We start from the raw sequence: 22,088 nt of genomic DNA on the forward strand, positions 1-22,088 counted from the left end.
ATATTTGGGGGCTTACGCCTGCCCATCATGTCTATGTTGCCGTTACGCGTGCTCTTTTTTGAACTCCGCCAGCAACCTTGCTTGCTCTTCAGTCAGAGCCAGGTTTTCCAGAAGTTCAGGTCTTCTAAGCCAGGTGCGGCCCAGCGACTGTTTCAAACGCCAGCGACGTATCTCAGCATGGTTTCCCGACAGTAAAACCGGCGGTACTTCCATCCCTTCTAACACTTCAGGACGCGTGTAGTGGGGGCAATCCAGCAACCCGTCAGCAAAGGAATCTTCCGTTGCTGATGCTTCATGACCCAGAACCCCCGGAATAAACCGGGCGACCGAATCAATCAGCGTCATTGCGGGTAACTCACCACCGCTGAGAACGTAATCGCCGATAGACCATTCTTCGTCAATCTCGGTTTGAATTACGCGCTCATCTACGCCTTCGTAGCGACCACACACCAGAATCAGTTTCTGATTCGTTGCCAGTTCGCTGACGCCCGCTTGATCAAGCTTGCGTCCCTGAGGTGACAGATAAATTACCTTAGCGCCTTCCCCTGCCGCTTCTTTTGCTGCATGAATGGCATCCCGTAAAGGTTGCACCATCATTAACATCCCCGGTCCGCCGCCGTAAGGACGTTCGTCCACGGTACGGTGCCGGTCATGCGCGAAATCGCGAGGACTCCAGCTCTGGATGTTCAGCAGGCCATTTTTTACAGCCCGGCCAGTTACCCCGTAATCGGTAATTGCGCGAAACATTTCAGGAAACAGGCTAACAATACCTATAAACACAAGCCTATCCCCACTACGCCGTCATTTACCGTTTATCCGGTGGTTTAAAAACCAGGATCCCAATCTACTTCAATAGTACGAGTAGCGAGATCGACTTTCTTGATAACCTGTCCATCGAGGAACGGTACGAGACGTTCCTTGATACCAAACGCATCTTTCAGGTTTGCCTTAATGACGATCACGTCATTTGAGCCGGTTTCCATCATATCGACGACTTTACCCAGCTCATAGCCTTCAGTGGTGACTACCTGGCAACCCATAAGGTCTTTCCAGTAGTAGCTACCGTCTTCAAGCGCAGGCAACTGCGAGGAATCTACGACAATTTCACAATTAGTCAGTACATTCGCGGCATCACGATCGTCAATGCCTTGCAGCTTGATGATCAAATCCTGATTGTGGTGCTTCCAGCTTTCCAGCTGTATTTGCTGCCACTGACCCGCCTTCTGGATAAACCAGGGCTGATAGTCAAAAATGCTTTCGGCCTCTTCGGTGGAAGAAAACACTCTGAGCCAACCACGAATTCCGTAGGGAGAACCCATTTTTCCCAGTACAACCGGTTCAACGGGAACTTGTGCGGCAAGTTGTTTGCTCATCATGACCACCGTGACAGATTAAGCTGCTTTTTTTGCTTCTTTGATCAGCGCAGCAACGCGATCGGAAAGGGTCGCGCCCAGACCAACCCAGTGAGCGATGCGATCCAGATCCAGGCGAGTGCCTTCTTCTTTTTCGCTGGCGATCGGGTTGAAGAAGCCAACGCGCTCGATGAAGCGACCGTTGCGTGCATTACGGCTGTCGGTGACAACAACCTGGTAGAACGGACGCTTTTTAGCGCCGTGACGAGCTAAACGAATAGTTACCATAACATCCTCTTGTGTGAATAAAACACCGGGTCCCATCGAGGGAAGGGACCCGGTGTTATATTAAAAGCCCGAAAATTTTACTGATTTTTGGGGAAATTGCAATCAACAGTTGAAACTCTATTGCAGAAGGCCGTCTGCGGTGTAGGCGTGCGCGCAGCTACCGGAGCGTACACGAAGTACGTGAGGGTGGCGAGCACACCCCGGAGCCACTATGACAAACAAGCCAGCCCGGTTAACGACCCGGGAAACCTGGCGGCATCATCCCTTTCATCCCGCGCATCATCCCTTTCATCCCACCCTTCTTCATCTTCTTCATCATGCGCTGCATGTCGTCGAACTGTTTCAGAAGGCGGTTAACGTCCTGCACCTGCATACCGCAGCCCTGAGCGATACGGCGTTTACGGGAACCTTTAATGATCTCCGGCTTCGCACGCTCTTTCAGGGTCATTGAGTTAATGATGGCTTCCATACGCACCAGGACTTTATCGTCCATCTGCGACTTAACGTTGTCCGGAATTTGCCCCATGCCTGGCAGCTTGCCCATCAGGCTTGCCATGCCGCCCATGTTTTTCATCTGCTTAAGCTGTTCAAGGAAGTCGTTCAGGTCGAAACCGTCACCTTTCTTCAGCTTGCTGGCTAATTTCTCGGCTTGCGCACGGTCGACTTTGCTTTCGATATCTTCAATCAGCGACAGCACGTCGCCCATACCGAGAATACGGGAGGCGATACGATCCGGATGGAACGGCTCCAGCGCTTCGGTCTTCTCGCCGACGCCGAGGAATTTAATTGGTTTACCGGTGATATGACGAATCGAGAGCGCCGCACCGCCACGGGCATCACCGTCGACTTTGGTCAGCACCACGCCGGTTAACGGCAGCGCTTCGTTAAACGCTTTCGCGGTATTGGCCGCATCCTGACCGGTCATGGCGTCGACGACAAACAGCGTTTCTACCGGATTGATAGAAGCGTGAACCTGCTTGATCTCATCCATCATCGCTTCGTCTACGTGCAGACGACCAGCGGTATCCACCAGCAGCACATCGTAGAATTTCAGCTTCGCTTCTTTCAGCGCGGCATTGACGATGTCGACAGGCTTCTGCCCGACGTCAGACGGGAAGAAATCGACGCCGACCTGCTGGGCCAGCGTTTCCAGCTGTTTGATGGCCGCCGGACGATAAACGTCGGCAGAAACGACCAGCACTTTCTTCTTGTGCTTCTCGCGCAGGAACTTACCCAGCTTACCGACGCTGGTGGTTTTACCGGCCCCTTGCAGGCCAGCCATCAGCACCACGGCGGGCGGCTGCGCGGCCAGATTCAGCACCTGGTTTTCTTCGCCCATCGCCGCAACCAGCTCGTTGCGCACGATCTTGACGAACTCCTGACCCGGCGTCAGGCTTTTATTGACTTCATGACCAACCGCTTTCTCTTTTACGCGATTGATGAACTCACGCACTACCGGCAGCGCAACGTCAGCCTCCAGCAGCGCCATACGCACTTCACGCAGCGTCTCTTTAACGTTCTCTTCAGTAAGGCGTCCACGGCCACTGATATTGCGCAGCGTGCGCGACAAACGATCGGTTAAATTATCAAACATTGTCTCTCGCCTGAGGTGGAAACGGTCGGTCGCTCACGCGACACGTCTACAGAATTTTGCCGCAGTATAACATGAAGCCGCCTTTGTTGTTATGCAACGGTTGGAGCGGAGGTCACGTAACGTTATACTGACGTTCTTTCTTCCCAGTGAACCGTCAATACACCTATGCCTGTTTTTGCGCTGCTCGCTCTTGTTGCCTATTCATTCAGCCTGGCGCTGATTATCCCCGGCCTGCTTCAGAAAAATAGCGGCTGGCGGCGCATGGCGATGCTTTCAGCGGTTATCGCGCTGGTTTGTCACGCTTTTGCTCTGGAAGCGCGCATTTTCCCTGATGGAAACGGTGGCCAGAATCTTAGCCTGCTAAACGTGGGGTCGTTGGTCAGCCTGATGATTTGTACGGTGATGACCATTGTCGCCTCGCGTAATCGCGGCTGGCTGCTGCTGCCCATTGTGTATGCGTTTGCGTTTATCAATCTCGCTTTCGCCACCTTCGTACCGAACGAATTCATCACCCATCTGGAGACGACCCCGGGGATGATGATCCACATTGGGATGTCGCTGTTTTCCTACGCCACGCTGATTATTGCCGCGCTGTATGCACTACAGCTGGCCTGGATCGATTACCAGTTAAAAAATAAGAAGCTGGTCTTCAACAGTGAAATGCCGCCGCTGATGAGTATTGAGCGCAAAATGTTCCACATTACCCAAATTGGCGTCGTGCTGCTCACCCTGACGCTGTGTACAGGGTTGTTCTACATGCATAACCTTTTCAGCGTGGAGAATATCGACAAAGCGGTGCTTTCCATTATTGCGTGGTTTGTTTATATCGTTCTGTTGTGGGGCCACTATCATAAAGGATGGCGCGGCCGTCGCGTTGTCTGGTTTAACGTTGCGGGCGCGTGCATTCTGACCCTGGCCTACTTTGGTAGCCGTGTCGTGCAGCAGTTCGTAAGCTAAGGAGTCCCTTCTGGAACACATCTCTACCACCACGCTGATCGTTACCCTGATCGTCATGGTGGTCATCTCCGCTTATTTCTCCGGTTCTGAAACCGGCATGATGACGCTGAACCGCTATCGTCTGAGGCATCTGGCGAAAAAAGGTTATCGCCCGGCAAAGCGCGTGGAAGCCCTTTTACGCAAACCTGACCGACTGATAAGCCTGGTGTTGATTGGTAACAATTTGGTCAATATCCTGGCCTCTGCACTGGGAACCATTGTCGGGATGCGTCTTTATGGTGACGCAGGCGTAGCAATTGCCACCGGTATCCTCACGTTCGTGGTGCTGGTATTTGCTGAGGTGCTGCCTAAAACCATCGCCGCGCTCTACCCTGAAAAAGTGGCTTACCCGAGTAGCGTCCTGCTGGCCCCCTTACAGATCCTGATGATGCCATTGGTCTGGCTTCTCAACACCATTACCCGACTACTGATGCGCATGATGGGTATCAAAACGGATGTGGTGATTAGCGGTTCGCTCAGCAAAGATGAACTGCGCACGCTGGTCAACGAATCCCGCTCGCAGATCTCACGGCGTAATCAGGACATGCTACTGTCGATACTGGATCTGGAGAAGATCAGCGTGGACGACATTATGGTCCCGCGCAACGAGATCGTTGGCATCGACATTAACGACGACTGGAAATCCATCGTCCGTCAGCTTACCCACTCTCCTCACGGACGAATCGTGCTGTATCGCGATTCACTGGATGACACCATCAGCATGCTGCGGGTACGCGAGGCCTGGCGGCTGATGCAGGAAAAGAAAGAGTTCACCAAAGAGGTCATGCTGCGCGCGGCAGATGAAATCTACTACGTGCCGGAAGGTACCCCGCTCAGCACGCAACTGGTTAAATTCCAGCGCAATAAAAAGAAAGTGGGCCTGGTGGTAGATGAATACGGCGATATTCAGGGGCTGGTGACGGTTGAAGATATTCTCGAAGAGATCGTCGGCGATTTCACCACCTCGATGTCGCCGACGCTGGCGGAAGAAGTCACCCCACAAAACGACGGTTCGGTGATCATCGACGGCAGCGCCAACGTGCGCGAACTCAATAAAGCCTTTAACTGGCATCTGCCGGAAGAGGATGCGCGTACTGTAAACGGCATGTTGCTGGAAGCGCTGGAGGAGATCCCGGCGGCTGAAACACGGGTACGCATTGGTCAGTACGATATTGATATTCTGGACGTGCAGGACAATATGATTAAGCAGGTGCGGGTGATCCCGGTGAAGCCGCTGCGCGAGAGTGTGAAAGAATAGTGTGAATAAATGGGCCGGGTAAACCCGGCCCGCAAGGTTACGCTTTCGCTTTCGCGACCGTCACCATCGCTGCACGAATTGTACGACCGTTCAGCGTATAACCTTTCTGCATCACCATCAGCACGTTACCGGCAGCAACTTCTTCAGATTCTACCATCGCAATCGCCTGGTGTACGTTCGGGTCCAGCGGTACGTTAGTATCAGCGATAACTTCAACGCCGAACTTACGCACGACATCCAGCATCGACTTCAGCGTCAGCTCAATACCTTCAACCATCGGAGCCAGATCCGGGTTCGCTTTGTCTGCCACTTCCAGCGCGCGATCCAGACTATCCACCACCGGCAGCAGTTCGTTGACAAATTTTTCCAGCGCGAATTTGTGCGCTTTCTCAATGTCCAGTTCAGTACGACGACGCAGGTTTTCCATTTCCGCTTTGCTGCGCAGCAAACTTTCGCGTTCGCGCGTCTGCGCTTCTGCTAACTGCGCTTCAAGGCTCGCAATTTTTTCATCGCGCGGATCCACCTGCTCAGCAGAAGCCTCTGGTTCAACGGCCTCAACGTCTTCGTGCTGATCCATGATAATTTCTTCCGGGGCTTGCCCCTCAGGCGTTTTCTGTTCTTTACTACTCATGAATTTCTCCGCGTTTTTTTCGCATTCATCTCGCTAACTTCGCTTATTATGGGGATCGGTTTCCCGGTTTCAAGGGAAGCACTCACATTGTCATCAATCATTGGCACAAGGACCACCAGAAAATGAACACTCATTTCAAGTGCATTGGTATTGTCGGACATCCGCGTCACCCTACCGCGCTCACCACACATGAAATGCTCTATCGCTGGCTTTGCTCCCGGGGCTATGAGGTCATTATCGAGCAGCAAATTGCCCGTGAACTTAAATTAAGTGAAGTACGCACGGGAACGCTGGCGGAAATCGGTCAACAGGCGGACCTGGCGGTGGTGGTCGGCGGCGATGGCAATATGCTGGGCGCGGCGCGCACGCTGGCGCGTTACGACATCAAGGTCATCGGTATCAACCGTGGCAATCTGGGCTTTCTTACCGATCTTGACCCGGATAACGCCCATCAGCAACTGGCCGATGTGCTGGAAGGCGATTACATTACCGAGAAACGCTTTCTGCTCGAAGCGCAGGTATGCCAGAAAGCGTGCCAGAAGCGGATCAGCACGGCGATTAATGAGGTGGTCCTGCACCCTGGTAAGGTTGCCCATATGATTGAGTTCGAAGTGTATATTGATGAAGTGTTTGCCTTCTCGCAACGCTCGGACGGTCTGATTATTTCTACGCCTACCGGCTCCACGGCCTACTCACTTTCCGCCGGAGGCCCCATTTTAACCCCGTCACTGGACGCGATAACGCTGGTGCCGATGTTTCCCCATACGCTTTCCGCCCGCCCGCTGGTTATTAACAGCAGTAGCACTATTCGCCTGCGCTTTTCACAGCATGGCAGCGATCTTGAAATCAGCTGCGATAGCCAAATCGCGCTGCCGATTCAGGAAGATGAAGATGTGTTAATCCGCCGTAGCGATTACCATCTCAACCTAATCCATCCTAAAGATTACAATTATTTCAATACGCTAAGCACCAAACTCGGCTGGTCAAAAAAATTATTCTGATTTCGCGCTGCGGATCTTTACTGGATAAAAAACCAGTTTATACTGTACGTAAACACAGTTATGGTTTTTCATACAGGAAGGCAGCTATGTTGGCACAACTTACCATCAGCAATTTTGCCATCGTTCGTGAGCTTGAAATCGATTTTCACAGCGGGATGACCGCTATCACCGGTGAGACCGGCGCGGGTAAATCTATTGCGATTGATGCGTTAGGATTGTGCCTTGGTGGCCGCGCCGAGGCCGACATGGTCCGCGCAGGGGCCAGCCGCGCTGATCTCTGCGCCCGTTTTTCCCTGAAAGACACCCCTGCTGCACTGCGCTGGCTCGAAGCAAACCAGCTTGAAGATGGCCGCGAGTGCTTACTGCGTCGCGTTATCAGCAGCGACGGGCGCTCACGTGGTTTCATTAACGGTACTGCCGTTCCCCTGTCACAGCTGCGTGAACTGGGTCAACTTCTGATCCAAATTCACGGCCAGCACGCCCATCAGCTTCTGATTAAGCCCGATCATCAAAAAAATCTGCTGGATGGTTACGCAGGCGAGGTTGAGCTCACCCAGCGGATGACAGAGCATTATCGTCAGTGGCACCAAAGCTGCCGCGCGCTGGCGCAGCACCAGCAACAAAGCCATGACCGCGCCGCGCGTGCGGAACTGCTTCAGTATCAGCTTAAAGAGCTTAATGAATTTCATCCGCAGGCGGGTGAATTCGAACAGATCGATGAAGAGTACAAGCGCCTCGCCAACAGCGGTCAACTGCTCAGCACCAGCCAGCAGGCCCTGAATCTGCTGGCAGACGGTGAAGATACCAATCTGCAAAGCCAGCTGTACGCGGCAAAGCAGCTGGTTAGCGAGCTGGTCAGCATGGATAACAAGCTCTCAGGCATACTGGATATGCTTGAAGAAGCCACCATCCAGATCGGCGAAGCCAGCGAAGAACTGCGTCACTACAGCGACCGTCTGGATCTCGACCCTAATCGTCTGTTTGAGCTGGAACAACGTCTCTCCCGGCAAATTAACCTGGCGCGCAAACATCACGTCAGCCCGGAAGAACTGCCAGCGTTTCATCAGTCGCTGCTTGATGAACAGCAACAGCTCGACGATCAGGCTGACTCGCTGGAGACATTGACCCTGGCGGTTAATAAGCATCATCAACTAGCACTGGAAACCGCCCGGCAGCTCCATCAGCGCAGAATAGTCAGCGCGCAGGAACTGGCAACGCTTATCACGGACAGCATGCATACCCTTTCAATGCCGCACGGTCAGTTTACTATCGACGTGAGTTTTGATGAGCATCACCTGACGGCTGACGGCGCGGATCGGATTGAATTCCGGGTCACCACCAACCCCGGTCAGCCACTGCAATCTATTGCGAAAGTGGCCTCCGGTGGCGAGTTGTCACGTATCGCCTTAGCCATTCAGGTGATCACGGCGCGTAAAATGGAAACCCCGGCGCTGATTTTCGATGAAGTTGATGTCGGTATCAGCGGTCCTACCGCAGCCGTGGTCGGTAAACTTCTGCGCCAGCTGGGCGAATCCACCCAGGTAATGTGCGTGACTCACCTGCCGCAGGTCGCGGGCTGTGGACATCACCACTTCGTCGTCAGCAAAGAAACCGATGGCGAAATGACCGAAACTCATATGCAGCCGCTGGATAAACGCGCTCGTTTGCAGGAACTGGCGCGCCTGCTGGGGGGTAGCGAAGTCACGCGCAATACCCTGGCAAATGCGAAAGAACTGCTGGCAGCGTAAACTTTTTTGATATCCGGGAGTCTGAGTTCACGATAAAATCGCCGTATGACCAGGTATCAAAGGTTTTAAAGTGGTTAAAGGTCTATTATCATCGGCATATTACATATGAGCCGCGTACTGCTCGGGCCCGAAAAGGAATCAAATCACTATGCGCTGTAAAACGCTGACTGCTGCCGCAGCGGTTCTTCTGATGTTGACCGCAGGCTGTTCCACTCTGGAGCGAGTGGTTTACCGCCCTGACATCAACCAGGGAAACTATCTGGCACCTAACGATGTATCAAAAATTCGTGTCGGTATGATGCAACAGCAGGTTGCTTATGCACTGGGTACACCGATGATGTCCGATCCGTTTGGCACTAACACCTGGTTCTACGTATTCCGCCAGCAGCCAGGACATGAAGATGTGACTCAGCAGACGCTGACCCTGACCTTTAACAGCAGCGGCACGTTGACGAATATCGACAATAAACCCGCGCTTACGAACGACAAATAAAGCGAAAAAAGGTGCCTTTCGGCACCTTTTTGTTAAAACCGCTGGCACTCATTATTTAACGCTATTTATTCGCCGCCGACTTATCCGCACGCTGACGACGCAGTTCTTTAGGATCGGCAATCAGCGGACGATAAACCTCAACGCGATCGCCATCGTGGACAGGGTCCTGTAATTTTACCGGACGGCTGTATATCCCCACTTTACTCTGACTGAGATCGATCTCAGTGCGCAGCGCCAGCAGGCCTGAAGCGCGGATAGCGTCTTCTACCGTAGCGCCTTCTTCCAGCGTCACCTTCAGCAAGTACTGCTTCTCAGGAAAGCCGTAGGCAACAGCCACCTCGATCTTACCCGGCACTGTAAACCTCTTTCGCGCGCGTCGTAAAAGCCTGCACCATGCTGGCCGCCAGCTCTTTGAAAATACGGCCGAACGCCAGTTCAATCAGCATATTGGTAAACTCAAAATCGAGCTGAAACTCAATTTTGCAGGCATCCTGACCGAGCGGCGTAAACTTCCAGCCGCCGATAAGTTTTTTGAACGGCCCATCAACCAGATGCATCAGAATACTTTGATTGCTGTTAAGCGTATTACGGGTAGTAAAGGTTTTGCTGATCCCGGCTTTCGAGACATCAACGGCCGCCGTCATTTGCGTTGGCCCGGACTCAAGCACCCGGCTACCGGTACACCCCGGAATAAACTCAGGATATGAGTCCACATCATTTACTAGCTTGTACATCTGCTCCGCGCTGAAAGGGACCAGAGCAGTACGATTAATCTGTGGCATAGCGATTCCCAGGAACTTACACACCAGAATAATAACATTTATCACACGTTAAAAAAAACGCTCTGCCGCAACTCGTGCTAAGATACCTCATTACGCCTCGAAGGAGAGTTGAGGCCGATTAAGATCAGATTAGCGATGTTCAGGATACTATGACCAAGAAAAAATCCCACAAACCTGGATCAGCCACCATTGCGCTGAATAAACGCGCCCGTCACGAATATTTTATCGAAGATGAATTTGAAGCGGGCCTGGCGCTACAAGGCTGGGAAGTAAAATCCCTGCGTGCAGGCAAGGCTAACATCAGCGATAGCTATGTTATTTTGAAAGAGGGCGAAGCGTACCTGTTTGGTGCGAACTTTACGCCGTTGATGGTTGCCTCATCACACGTCGTCTGCGATCCGACACGCACCCGTAAACTGCTGCTGAACCAGCGCGAACTGGATACATTGTATGGCCGGGTGAATCGGGAAGGTCACACGGTCGTTGCGCTCTCGTTGTACTGGAAAAATGCCTGGTGCAAAGTCAAAATCGGCGTAGCGAAAGGTAAGAAACAGCATGATAAGCGTTCGGATATCAAAGAGCGTGAATGGCAGGTCGACAAAGCCCGCATCATGAAACATGCAGGACGTTAAGTCCGTCACCCGGTCGTCAGGGCTTTACGACCGGGTCGACTTTTGTACCGTTATGCCACGTCCTTAAATCCTTTTATCTTTGTTAAATCTGCGCTTATCTCTTTGTAACCTCTACTTTTTGTACACTTATTAAGCAAAAATAAATGCTTATAAACCACGTGACAGAGACTGGCATCAAACGTCACAAATCTGTTATACTCAACGTAACACATTGGGGCTGATTCTGGATTCGACGGGATTTGCGAAACCCAAGGTGCATGCCGAGGGGCGGTTGGCCTCGTAAAAAGCCGCAAAAAAATAGTCGCAAACGACGAAAACTACGCTTTAGCAGCTTAATAACCTGCTAAGAGCCCTCTCTCCCTAGCTTCCGCTCTTAAGACGGGGATCAAAGAGAGGTCAAACCCAAAAGAGATCGCGTGGATGCCTTGCCTGGGGTTGAAGCGTTAAAACTAATCAGGCTAGTCTGGTAGTGGCGTGTCTGTCCGCAGGTGCCTGGCGAATGTAAAGACTGACTAAGCATGTAGTACCGAGGATGTAGGAATTTCGGACGCGGGTTCAACTCCCGCCAGCTCCACCACTTTTGATAGGACTGCACCCGGACAGTGACTTTATAAACAGGCACTTACGGACACTGACCAGACAGTAAGCAGACCGAGAAAAGACAAAAACATGCACGTGAAATGCACGTGCACTTAGATAAACGCCTCATGATTCACGTCTGGGGCGTTTCTATTTGTAACAAATGGTAACTTTTAAACAGCTTTGACAACGGGTAAATCGCTTATGCGCGTTGTATAGCAAGGTGATAACATCTCCCGCTTCATCTTCCAGGCCTGCTGGATGCCCTGCCCGGCAAAATAAAGTGTCCCGCGCCCCTGTTTGTTCAACTTGTCCATCAGCGCCATTAATGCGTCGCTGTCCGCGCGCGGGGCGATATCATCGAACAAGTTCAACTGAGCCACACCCTGACTGAAGAAATCACCAAGCATGATCCCGGCTTTCTGATACCGATGTCCGTCCCGCCAGATGGCATCAAGACAGCGCGTCGCGGCGGCGATGATGTCGCGGGTATCCTGCGTCGGCGTCAGCAGCTTCATGCCCGCGCTGTTCCCGTAATATGGCTGGCTGGCGAATGGCGACGTTTTGACGAACGCTGAAACGTACCGGCAGTACTGATGCTCTTCCCGCAGCTTTTCCGCGGCGCGGGCCGCGTAACTGCATATTGCCTGGCGCATCGCTTCATAGTCAGTAATTTTCTCACCGAAAGAACGGCTGCACACTAGTTCCTGTTTTGCGGGTGCGAACTCTTCAAGCTCCAGACATGGCTCGCCGCGCAGTTCCCGCACCGTGCGTTCCAGGACAACATTGAAATGCTTTCTGATAAAGCGGATGTCAGCATCAGCCAGTTGCAGGACATTTTTGATGCCCATCGCCTCGAGCTTTTTTCCAATGCGCCTACCCACGCCCCACACTTCGTCGATCGGCATAATCGCCATGAGGCGTCGCTGGCGCGCCTCGTTCGACAAATCCACTACACCGCCCGTCTTATGCCATTGCTTCGCCGCATGATTTGCAAGCTTCGCCAGCGTCTTTGTCGGCGCGATGCCGACGCCGACGGTCAGCCTGGTGTTTCGCCTGATGGTCTCGCGGATCTCCTTCCCAAAGTCTTCCAGGTTGCGACAATTCCTGACGCCGGTTAGATCACAAAATGCTTCATCAATGCTATACACCTCGACGCGCGGGCATAGCATTTCCAGCGTATCCATAACCCGCTGGCTCATATCGCCGTAAAGCTCATAGTTGCTGGAGAAAGCGATTACCCGTTCAGGAAACTGCATTTCGCGCAACTGAAACCAGGGCAACCCCATTTTGATTCCCAGCTTTTTGGCTTCCGCGCTGCGCGCAATAACGCATCCATCGTTATTTGACAGCACAACCACCGGACGGCCGGCAAGATCCGGACGCCAGGCAGTTTCGCAGCTCGCGTAAAACGAATTAACATCAACGAGGGCGAACATTTCGATTCAGCGTGTTAATAACAGTGATCACCACGCCGACGATCTTAAGATCTTCGCCGTCATGAATAGGAATTGAGGGATAGGCGGGATTTTCTGCCCTGAGCTGGGCGTAAGGATGGGTGACAAGCCGCTTTACGGTGAATTCGCCGCCAATATTGGCAACGACAATATCGTTATGCTGTGCGTGAAGACTGAAATCCACCAGCAGAAAGGAGCCATCAAGGATACCCGCATTCACCATAGAATCACCAGCCACTTTTAATGCGTAAGTCGATGACGGTCGGGCAATTAAATACGAAACAAGATCTATTCCGCTGTCTATATAATCAGCAGCCGGACTCGGGAAACCTGCGGAAACGACATCATTATAAACTGGGATGCCAGCCGGTTTTATCGGCTGGCTAATTGGTTGGAATTGCATCATATGCCTCCTTCTTATTATTACTGTGTATACATACAGTAGTTTTTAAACAAAAGGAGATCAATACGGCGGCGGCTATTAATTCTCAGCACTGAAGCATGTCACTATGCATAAGTTAACGGTCAGCCATGACCCCGGAAGTGCGTATCAACCTTGTGATTTCGGCAAAGAGAGTTACTCTTAAAATTCCTGCCAGGCTTTCGAGAAATGTCGTTAGTAAAACAGATGTCTGCATGGACATCCTGACAGTCTTAAGTGAAGCCACAGACAGATACCTATCTGCCCAAACTTTTCTTCCTGAGTTCACCGTATTACACCTAATAAGTGGCTGTTATGTATAAAGAAGACAAAAAGCTTACTGACATTATTCTTGGCGAAGCTGTGATTAATATACTGGATTCTGACGCGCCGGTTAGTTTTGAAGCTCTTCTGACTGAACTGGAATCCATGTTGATGGCTGAAAGAATTGCTGAAAGGAAAAAAGCAATCCTTTCGGCCATTAACTTAGTAAAGGCTAATCTGCCAAAAACTGATGCATCAACATCCAGAAGGATGAGTATAGGGAAGGAGATTGTGTTTTTTTCTACATATTTACCCACAAATATACCAGTGTAATAGCCAGCTTTTAACAACTCCCGATTTGCCATGGATGGCTGGAGTATTTTAAAAGTGGATGATTTATTTGGAGTAAGATATCGACGAGTTTACTGCCGGGAATCAAGCTGAGTTTTCAAATCGTTAACGGTGTTTTGCAGGTCGATAATCTGGTCTTCCATCGCCTGCATCGCTAACGTCATTTTTGCCATCATTGCCACGGTGTCCAGGCTAAACGCTTTTGTCGGGTCGAGTTCATCACCTTCTGCCAGCCCTTCACCTTCGACACACTCCGGGCTGACTTCTTTCAGGTCGTTAGCGATGAAGCCCAGTTTAGTGTCCGATTCAGGGATGAGACCATCGCCGCGCGCCTTGAATTTAAAAGTGGCCGTGGCCCACTGCATTAGTTCACCCAGCGCCACCAGTCGAGCTTTTTTCGGCGTGTATTTGATGAGCTTCTTAAGCTGCCGATCCGATGAGGATTGCATAGCAAGGAAGCCGATAGTCGAGCTATCAACGTATAGCCCCATCTTTGCGGTGCTTTCCCACCCGAAAGAATAAAGGTTCCCGGTTACGGCGCTATTTTGTCCTACACCTTTTCGTGACGCGTAACCACGAACGCAATCTATTCGTCCGTTGTTATAAAGTCCGTCGCCGTCGAGTTGAATTGCGTCAAAATTCCCGCCAACCGTAAACGTCATGCTGTTTTCGGTATTAGAGGTGATTTTCGCTTTTCCGTCACGGATATGAATCTGGTTAGGGAAAACGACTTTCCCGGTAAATACCGGGTCGTTGGTAAAGGCCAGCTTTTGCCAGGTCGTCCATGATGCGATCCCGCTGGCGTTTGCGTTGCCAGTCCTGACCCATACATTTTGGTTGTTAAAGGGGAAATATAGCTGAGTGCATCCAGCGAGGCCGTTTGCAGCGTTCTGCATAACCAGAAGGTTACCTGCGACGTATTCAGGGTAATTTCGCGCCGCGGTCGCATTGGCTGAAGCAGGCTGAATCCAGAACCCTTCGTTCCTGCCGTCAACTTCGTTAAGCAGCCGGGTCCCAAGATTACCATTTTGCTTAATGGTCCCGACAGTTGCGGCCATCATTTTTGCCCACGTTGACGCCGCGAACGTGGAACCGTCGGCGCGAGTTAACGTTACGTCGGTCTGAGCGCTGGAAAACATCTTGTCCTGATTCTGTAAATCAAGCTGAGCGAGCTGAAGAATCTTTGTCAGCCCTGCAGCCAGTTCATCGGAAATAGTTGCCATTTTTTATTCCTCAAAAAAGGGAGGCAAGAGCCTCCCGTTAAATGGTTTATTTAACTGAAATATTTATCAGCTTTTCACTACCAGAAAGGTGTAATTCTGAGGAAAGCCGGACGGCCCCACGCCACCGCTGGCACGATAGGTCACTTCATAGTAAACACCCGCGTTAAGGAGCCAGGTTCCTTCTGCAACGTCAAAAACGGTCTGGTTTGAGTTGCTGGCGGATATATGCTTTTCAAAAATATTGGCGGTCCCGCCGTCACCCGCAAAAAGTTGCAGGGTCATATGCGCCTGGCCATACAGGTAAGTAACCGTACTGTTTTCAATCCTGGTCGCTGTGGCTGCCATCATGGGTGCGCTTATCGCAACGATCCTGCGCGGATAAGGCGCGGCTTCGATTTTAGCGATTCCGTTTATGCCTATAGTGAACGACTTAACGACATCCCCTTCCAGCTTCTCCGCATAAACGGTTCCCTTAAACCAGCCGTCATTGGCTTCAATACGGCCCTGAACGGTGCAGGTCTCTTTGATGAGGATATTATTCATCTCGCCGGCATTCGCGTAAACCGTACCGCGAATGGTGACATTGTTCAGTTCAGCATTGCCGTTCTTTGGCAGGTTCCACCCCTGCTGTCCCGAAACAAAGTTTGTGGAGCGCAGCGTGTCACTGATTTTGCCGAAATCGATGCTTAAATCCTGAATCATTGCCGCACGAAGGTATGCGGTCGCACCACTCACAGCAAATGCCAGTACGCGTCCGCCATCTGCATTCGGGTTGTAAATCCCGAACGTGTCAGCATCGATGAGAAACGCGGAGGTGCCTCCGGAGCCATCAATACCCAGCTGAATACCGGCGGCATAGCGGTTACCGTTCGAATCCACCTGGATTTTAACGCCCCACTGCGCCGACAGTTTGCCGGACACATCCGCCAGCGCGGAGGACGTCACCTGGATAGCGGCAGAATTCTCCCCGACGCTGGCCTGCAACGTGTTCATCTGCTGCGTCAGCGCGCCGGTCTCGTTCGCGATAGTCACGTTGACTTCATTGATGGAAGCGGTGATTTTCGTGTCGTTGCTGACAATTTCGGCATGCTGCTCGTAGAAGCTGCGGAACTGTGCAAGCCCGGCCTGAGCTATGGATTCAAATGTCTGGTTCAGCCCTGCCTCTGCGCCCTCAACGCGCGTTTTCAGGTCACTGACAGATTTGGTCGTGGCGGTAATATCCTTGCCCTGCTGCGTTACCTTCGCAATAGTGTCATTAAGCGCCTTCGCTTCAGCCTTTTCACCCAGGCTGGTATTCAGCCCCTGGATACTTTCAGCCTGAGACGTCAGCGTATCGCCATGCTCCTCAACGGCGGTCTTTAACTGAGTGATGGCGGTTGCAGTATTTTTACTGAACTCGTTCAGCTCTGACTTGAGCTGTGTCGTCGCCGTTGCGTTGGCAACCGTATCCTGCCGGATGGTGGTCGGCACCACGACGGACGACGAGCCAACCTCGAACGTATTTATTGTCTGACTGGAAAGGGTGTAAGCCCCTGTCCGCAGAACCGGCGTCACGTTAAATGGCGTCGAAACGTCATACTGAGATCCGCCGCGCAGATAGATATACTCGGTTGAAGAGTTGGTCATCTGCCCCACGTTCACAACCGGCGCTACACCATCGGTGATCCAGTTCGTCCTGTACTGATACTCGTATACATTACGCTCAATGTCGTTAGCCCCCCAGCCGCTACCAATCACCGTCCATTCCATCGACGCATTGAACCCGTTGGCATGCAAAGCCCAGTCCGGGTTTTTATACGTGCCGTCAGCCTGCTTAATTCCAAAGTCTTTTTGCAGCGGCCGCGCCACCCTGATCCGCGTCGGGCCTTTAGATATTCCGTTTGACGGGATCTGCATCGTCACCGGGTAGTACGTGTTCTGGTCCAGCGCGGTCAGGTCAACGCGGGTTGTTTTCAGATCGATGGTGTCAATCCGCTCGCCCTGTCCTTTGACCGTCGTTTCCAGCGTGCTGAACGCACTGGCGTCAGCTTTATTTTTGAGGCTGTTATCCAGCCCGGTGATCGCCGTCTGCTGGCTTTCAATGTCGCCTTCCGTATCGGTTACACGCTGGGTCAGCTGGCGTAATGCCTGCTGGCTGGCCTTGTCTCCCACATCCGTTTTCAGCTGAGTGATGGCGTCACTCTGGGCACTGATATCCTTCCCGTTCTGCGTCACCTTCGCATCAAGCGCGGTCGTGGCGGAGGCGTTAGCATTGGCAATCGCCGATGCGCCAGCGCCCAGACCAACCATCGTCCCGTTAACGAACTCAATGGCCGCAAAAACGCGTGCGTCGGCTGAACCGCCCACCGGGCTGACGAGTTCCTGCCCGTTGCCTTTGCCGATGCCTTTACAGCCCAGCAGGATGTACGCGCTGCGGGAAACCATCAGATTCATCGCTTCACGATTGCCGCCCAGGCTTTCGATTGCATCATAAATCCGCGACTTGCTGCCGTTTGGCTCGTCGTAAGTAGTCACGGCTACATATGTCCCGTTGGCCAGTGCCGCTACCATATCGTTAAATGCCGCTGACGCTGCTGCCGCGTTGCCATAAAGATCAAAGTTCGTGGCGGTGAATGAAGTGGAACCGTCCGCATTGGTTCTGAAAACTGACAGCATGTATGACCGCGCCGGTGTCGCCAGCTTAGTGCCATCTTCCTTAAAAATACCCGCTGCACCGATGCCACCAGTGCCGCCACTACCGACCGATACGGCACGGTAGACAGTACGGCGGCCGATGCTGGCCTGCACCTGTGTTAACGCGGTGCCCTGAGCATCCACTGTATCGCCGATAGCTTTTACTTTCCCGTCCAGCGTGGATACAGCGCCAGCGTCGGCTTTCGTCTCAATGGCTTTAACATCGGTGATATCCATAACCCGGACGAAATCCACATCCATGGTACCTGCTGAAAGATAGGATGACACCGCAACGCATACTGTTATATCAGCACCGCTGACCGTATATTCCAGGCTTTTTTCTGTCCATACAACCGGCCCTTTGCCTGATGAGTCAAGGAATGCCACGGCTCGCAACAGGTTGTCGTTGTTATTGTCCCTTAAGGATATCTTGGTGTTGTCTGCACCTCCGGTGGCATCAGAGGAGAACTTAAAGACGGCCGACAGACGATATGTTCGTCCTTTCAGCAGCAAAATATTTTTCTGAGTGATACGGGAAGCATTAGCGTTGGCGGCAAAGCGAAGCACTTTGTCACCGCTGTACGCGCCGCCATTGATGATGCTCTGAGCCTGCGGATAATCGCGTTTGTCCCAGAAATCAAAATCAGACTCAAACGAGCCGTTGGTCAACAGATTATCACCGTCGATATTGCTGTATTTCAGCGCGACGTTGATATTGGTGATCGCTTTCCCCTGGGACGTCTGTGCGTCGGTCAGCGTGGACAGCGACTGCTGCACTGCCGCCTGGTTGTCGTTGAAGTTCGCCTCCAGCGCGACAACATCCTCCGCGATCGCTTTCTCGGCACTAATGCGCACCTGGCGTTCGTTGTAAATCAGACCGCCGGTCAGTTTCGACGGATCGGTGCCGTCGGTACCGCCGCGCAGTTGCGCCGCCAGGGTGCTGCGTGCTGTGGCTTCGGCAGAGTCTGCCGCGATACGCGCCGTTGACTCATCCTGAAGCGCCGCGGTGCTGGCACCCGGTGCCGGGCGACCGACCGCTATCCAGTCAATAAGAAAATAATCACTGGCCGTCTGTGTTGCACCAATATCCAGGCGGATCTGTGCCACGTTCGCCAGGGCATTCCATTTGATATCGCTGAAATCGATTGTCGCCACGCCACTGGCATCAAAAGCAGGTTCCGGCAGCGTCACCATATTCGTGTCGTTAAAGGCCGCCGTATCGCGCCAGCGCAACTGGCCCCGCCAGGCTGGTTTGCCCACCTTTCTGATACGCATCTTAACGAAACGATAAGACGCCGCATCTACCGCCAGCGACGCCGGAGAGACGACATAAGGGTTATTCGCGTGGTTCGCCGGACGCAGGCAGTTATCGACTACCGCCGGCGCGCCGTTGCCTGTCCACCCCTCCAAGCTCGCAGAGTTGAAATGCCAGATTTTCAGGGAATCGAACTGCGTGCCGCTGCCAGCCGCAACTTGCGCGATCGACTGCGCCAGCGAGTCCGTTTTGTTCTGAATGATCAGGTTGGTTTCAGTAATCGCCGCTTCACGAGTCAGTTGCTCGTTAAGCAGGGCATTGGCGGCATCAGCCGCTACCTTCTGATCCTGCTGGGCGCGCGTTGTTGCCTCCGCCGCGATTGCCGCAGTGCGATCAGTGGCTTCTTTAGTCAGCGCCTGGCTGCGGGCGGTCGTCTCTTTTGAAATAGCCGCGGCACGGTCAGATGCCTCTTTGGTGAGGGCGGCCGAGCGGTCAGAAACTTCTTTCTGAATGGCGTTAACGTTGTCCTGAATCGACTTGTCCAGCTCTTTGTACGTGTCGGTATCGCGGATCGCCTCGTCCATGTTGTCGATGTAGTCAGCGACGTTATCGGCAGGCATGCCACTGACCCAGCCGGTCCAGGCGCTCTGGTTGCCGGTTTTGTCCACCAGTCGCGCACGGTACCAGAAGGTGACGCCGAATTTCAGGCCGAGCTGCTGGTATGTCTTTTGCGGGTACGGCACATCGGCCAGCAACAGCGGATTTGTGCCGGTGGCCGCTGCGCTGTACTGGATCTCGGTTTTGAGCGTGTCCCCGGTACCGGACGGAAAATCCCAGTTCAGCACGACACCAAAGACGATACCCTGTGTGCGCAGTCCTTCCGGTTTCGGTGGTGCCCCGGTTTTACCCGTGAGGATGGTTTCCGGGCTGGCAGCCCAGACCGACGACACATCGCTGGCATTCACTGCCCGCACACGGACCAGATAGCGGCCCGAATAAATCGCAGGCACTTCAAAGCCCAGCGAGGATGTGCGCGGCATGCTGACCCAGTTCCCTGAATCCTTACGCCACTCGGCTTCATAGGCCACCGCACAGGTTACAGCCTCCCAGGAGGCGCGCAGGGTGGTAATGGCAATGCCCTGGCTGACGCTGGAATAGCTGTCGACCGTCACATTTACTGGCGGACCCTGAACGCCCGGCGGAATGACACTGATCGGGCGCTCATCCAGACGGGTGCCGTGATCGATGGCAGGATACGTGTCAGGGTTGTAGGTGGTGCCGGTGATGGCATACGTGCCGTCATTGTTATCGCTGACCCCCGTCACGCGGAACAGGGCAATATACAGATCGTCGGCTTCAACCGCCCAGTTGGTTTCCGCTTCCGGCGTCTCGCTCCAGCCGGTAGTCACGGTCACGGTTTTACCGTTTACCGCCTGAACCGTGCGCGCCTGCGCCGGACCGGACGGCAGGTTCACGAACAGCCGATCGCCTGGTTTGATGTCAGCGATGCGATCGAGGGTAACATTCCGCCCGTTCACTGCGCTGACGCGCCCGCCGATGATCCGCCCGGCCAGTTCGTTCGCCGCGATGCCGATAACCTCGCCCACCGGCGGCACGTCCAGCCCGGTGGCAAAGGACACAACTTCCCCGGCCCCGTTCGTCAGCAGTATCCAGCGCCCGCGGCGGTTCGCCTCGGACTGGCGGTCACAGCCAATCGCCGTCATTTCCATCTGGCGGAAGTCATACCGCATCGCCAGATCGTTGTCGTACACCACTTCCGGCGTGTCTTTGTAATGGTTTTTCGGATCGGACCAGTTGACCATGGCCGAGGTATAGCGGGTGGTTTCGCTCGGATCGGAGAAGGTAAATTTACCTTCGACCACACTGGCATGGTTATAAACGTGCCAGATGTCGCGCGGCATGTCCGCCAGCACATACAGGCGGTTGTCTCCCCAGTAGGTCATCCCCCGGAAAATACCGGCCAGGTCGCGCAACACCGTCCAGGCTTCAGCACGATCCTGAATATAAACGTTGCAACGGAAGCGCGGCTCCGTGCCGGTACCGCCCTTGCCGTCCGGCACCAGCTGATCGCAGTATTGTGCAATGCGGTACAGTTCCCAGCGGTCGACCTGATCGGCGGTGATACGCTGGCCGAGACCAAAGCGCTCGTTGAGGATCAGATCGTAAAAAATCCATGCCGGGTTGTCGGTCCATGCCCACTTAAATGTCCCGGTCCAGGTGCCGCTATAACCGCGTGTTTCCGGATCGTAGGTGTCCGGCACACGGATGATACGTCCCTTCGGGCAGCACACCACCTGCGGAATACCGTTCGGAAACTGTTTTGCATCAAACTCGATATACAGCAGCGCGGTATGCGGGTAACGCAGTTTTGCATCGATGATTTCGGTGATGGCCTGAACCTTCATCGTGTCCACGATGTTCACGGAGGTGGCATCAGGCGTGACGCGGCGGATGCGAAGCTGCCAGCCGGTCGTGGCTTTGGGCAGGTTAATGCGGTGGCTGCGCTCGTAAAGCGTGGTGGACTTGTCGTCCACAATGCCATTCACTATGGTCCCGTACGCGCCGCCGTCAACAGACAGATCGATGGCGTACTCAACGCGGGTTCCGACTTTATCGCCGTTGTCTTTCTGCCAGAGCAGGGTTTCCCAGCCGACGCGCACGCGCACAGCGGAAAGCTGTGTATTGGAGATGGCGCGCACATACGGCACATTCTGCTTCAGTACCTGGGAGACCTGAAGTTCGTTTTCAATGCCCGGAAAACCCTGGATATAGGTCTGGTCCTGCGTGCCGGAACGAAACTCCCACACCACACCGGGAAAGTTTTCTGAACCGTCGGCGTTCAGCAGCGGCGTGTATGAGGTGCCGTCACCGAGAAAAATTGTTTTTCCGTCAAGCCCGCCCGCATATTCCCCTTCGCCCAGGGCGATGAGCATTTTTGCGCGGGCGATGGACTGAATGCTGTCCGGGGATTCAACCGGCGTACGCCCCTGCTTACTGCCACCCTTTGCACCAATAATCGTTGCCATATCGCATCCATAAAAAAAGCCGCCATGAGGCGGCCGGGGGTTA

18 protein-coding genes and 1 other RNA gene are annotated in these 22,088 nt (G+C 53.3%); 8 read left to right on the forward strand and 11 right to left on the reverse strand.

The annotated features are described in order from the left end of the window. Positions 1-42: 42 nt before the first annotated feature. From trmD to ffh, 4 genes are all read right to left on the reverse strand, one after another. The gene (trmD, locus tag P0H77_RS16210) at positions 43-780 is read right to left on the reverse strand and encodes a tRNA (guanosine(37)-N1)-methyltransferase TrmD (RefSeq protein WP_176916906.1); all 738 of its coding nucleotides are present in this window, start codon (positions 778-780) and stop codon (positions 43-45) included. Positions 781-824: 44 nt separating this feature from the next. Then, a complete protein-coding gene (gene rimM / locus P0H77_RS16215; RefSeq protein WP_176916918.1) occupies positions 825-1,373 on the reverse strand; it encodes a ribosome maturation factor RimM in 549 nt (182 codons plus the stop codon). An 18-nt stretch (positions 1,374-1,391) separates the two neighbouring features. Next, complete coding sequence (rpsP, locus tag P0H77_RS16220; protein WP_176916907.1) at positions 1,392-1,640, reverse strand: 30S ribosomal protein S16; 249 nt, start codon at positions 1,638-1,640, stop codon at positions 1,392-1,394. A gap of 232 nt (positions 1,641-1,872) precedes the next feature. Further along, complete coding sequence (ffh, locus tag P0H77_RS16225) at positions 1,873-3,234, reverse strand: signal recognition particle protein (RefSeq protein ID WP_176916908.1); 1,362 nt, start codon at positions 3,232-3,234, stop codon at positions 1,873-1,875. A gap of 165 nt (positions 3,235-3,399) precedes the next feature. Between ffh and P0H77_RS16230 the strand changes: the two genes are divergently transcribed. Together P0H77_RS16230 and P0H77_RS16235 are read left to right on the forward strand one after the other, a co-directional pair. Continuing rightward, positions 3,400-4,191, forward strand: a complete 792-nt coding sequence (locus tag P0H77_RS16230) for an inner membrane protein YpjD (RefSeq protein ID WP_276158174.1) — start codon at positions 3,400-3,402, stop codon at positions 4,189-4,191. A gap of 10 nt (positions 4,192-4,201) precedes the next feature. Next, the gene (locus P0H77_RS16235; RefSeq protein ID WP_276165156.1) at positions 4,202-5,488 is read left to right on the forward strand and encodes an HlyC/CorC family transporter; all 1,287 of its coding nucleotides are present in this window, start codon (positions 4,202-4,204) and stop codon (positions 5,486-5,488) included. 37 nt (positions 5,489-5,525) lie between these two features. Here the strand turns inward: P0H77_RS16235 and grpE are convergent, their stop codons facing one another. Continuing rightward, positions 5,526-6,119 (reverse strand): nucleotide exchange factor GrpE, encoded by a 594-nt coding sequence (gene grpE, locus P0H77_RS16240; RefSeq protein WP_194208108.1) that lies wholly within the window; start codon positions 6,117-6,119, stop codon positions 5,526-5,528. Positions 6,120-6,241: 122 nt separating this feature from the next. Here grpE and nadK point away from each other — a divergent pair, with 122 nt between their 5' ends. From nadK to bamE, 3 genes are all read left to right on the forward strand, one after another. Then, entirely contained in the window at positions 6,242-7,120 is an 879-nt protein-coding gene (gene nadK, locus P0H77_RS16245) for an NAD(+) kinase (RefSeq protein WP_176916912.1), read from the forward strand. An 86-nt stretch (positions 7,121-7,206) separates the two neighbouring features. Beyond that, the gene (gene recN / locus P0H77_RS16250) at positions 7,207-8,868 is read left to right on the forward strand and encodes a DNA repair protein RecN (protein ID WP_276158176.1); all 1,662 of its coding nucleotides are present in this window, start codon (positions 7,207-7,209) and stop codon (positions 8,866-8,868) included. Between the two features lie 148 nt (positions 8,869-9,016). Next, a complete protein-coding gene (gene bamE, locus P0H77_RS16255) occupies positions 9,017-9,361 on the forward strand; it encodes an outer membrane protein assembly factor BamE (RefSeq protein ID WP_276158178.1) in 345 nt (114 codons plus the stop codon). 61 nt (positions 9,362-9,422) lie between these two features. On the opposite strand, the gene P0H77_RS16260 is transcribed toward bamE, so the two are convergent. Then, a complete protein-coding gene (locus P0H77_RS16260) occupies positions 9,423-9,716 on the reverse strand; it encodes an RnfH family protein (protein ID WP_276158180.1) in 294 nt (97 codons plus the stop codon). Beyond that, positions 9,706-10,143 (reverse strand): type II toxin-antitoxin system RatA family toxin, encoded by a 438-nt coding sequence (locus P0H77_RS16265; protein ID WP_276158182.1) that lies wholly within the window; start codon positions 10,141-10,143, stop codon positions 9,706-9,708. The genes P0H77_RS16260 and P0H77_RS16265 overlap by 11 nt, the downstream gene beginning before the upstream one ends. Before the next feature lie 149 nt (positions 10,144-10,292). Here P0H77_RS16265 and smpB point away from each other — a divergent pair, with 149 nt between their 5' ends. Together smpB and ssrA are read left to right on the forward strand one after the other, a co-directional pair. Next, positions 10,293-10,775 (forward strand): SsrA-binding protein SmpB, encoded by a 483-nt coding sequence (smpB, locus tag P0H77_RS16270; RefSeq protein ID WP_276158183.1) that lies wholly within the window; start codon positions 10,293-10,295, stop codon positions 10,773-10,775. Positions 10,776-10,988: 213 nt separating this feature from the next. Beyond that, positions 10,989-11,352, forward strand: a transfer-messenger RNA (tmRNA) gene (gene ssrA, locus P0H77_RS16275). Positions 11,353-11,527: 175 nt separating this feature from the next. Here the strand turns inward: ssrA and P0H77_RS16280 are convergent. Together P0H77_RS16280 and umuD are read right to left on the reverse strand one after the other, a co-directional pair. Continuing rightward, positions 11,528-12,793 carry a Y-family DNA polymerase gene (locus P0H77_RS16280; protein WP_276158185.1) on the reverse strand — a complete coding sequence of 422 codons (1,266 nt, stop codon included), beginning with the start codon at positions 12,791-12,793 and terminating at the stop codon, positions 11,528-11,530. Continuing rightward, positions 12,777-13,214, reverse strand: coding sequence for a translesion error-prone DNA polymerase V autoproteolytic subunit (gene umuD / locus P0H77_RS16285; RefSeq protein WP_276165157.1), 438 nt, complete (start codon positions 13,212-13,214; stop codon positions 12,777-12,779). Before umuD ends, P0H77_RS16280 begins: the two co-directional genes overlap by 17 nt. Before the next feature lie 333 nt (positions 13,215-13,547). On the opposite strand from umuD, the gene P0H77_RS16290 reads away from it, so the two are divergent. Continuing rightward, positions 13,548-13,829 (forward strand): hypothetical protein, encoded by a 282-nt coding sequence (locus P0H77_RS16290; RefSeq protein WP_276158187.1) that lies wholly within the window; start codon positions 13,548-13,550, stop codon positions 13,827-13,829. A gap of 89 nt (positions 13,830-13,918) precedes the next feature. Here P0H77_RS16290 and P0H77_RS16295 read toward each other — a convergent pair whose 3' ends face one another. Beyond that, positions 13,919-15,070 (reverse strand): pyocin knob domain-containing protein, encoded by a 1,152-nt coding sequence (locus P0H77_RS16295; RefSeq protein WP_276158189.1) that lies wholly within the window; start codon positions 15,068-15,070, stop codon positions 13,919-13,921. Positions 15,071-15,136: 66 nt separating this feature from the next. Continuing rightward, positions 15,137-22,045, reverse strand: coding sequence for a DUF1983 domain-containing protein (locus tag P0H77_RS16300; protein WP_276158191.1), 6,909 nt, complete (start codon positions 22,043-22,045; stop codon positions 15,137-15,139). Between the last annotated feature and the right edge of the window lie 43 nt (positions 22,046-22,088).

The sequence above is a fragment of the Superficieibacter sp. HKU1 genome, assembly GCF_029319185.1.
In the GTDB taxonomy this organism is placed as follows: Bacteria; Pseudomonadota; Gammaproteobacteria; order Enterobacterales; family Enterobacteriaceae; genus Superficieibacter.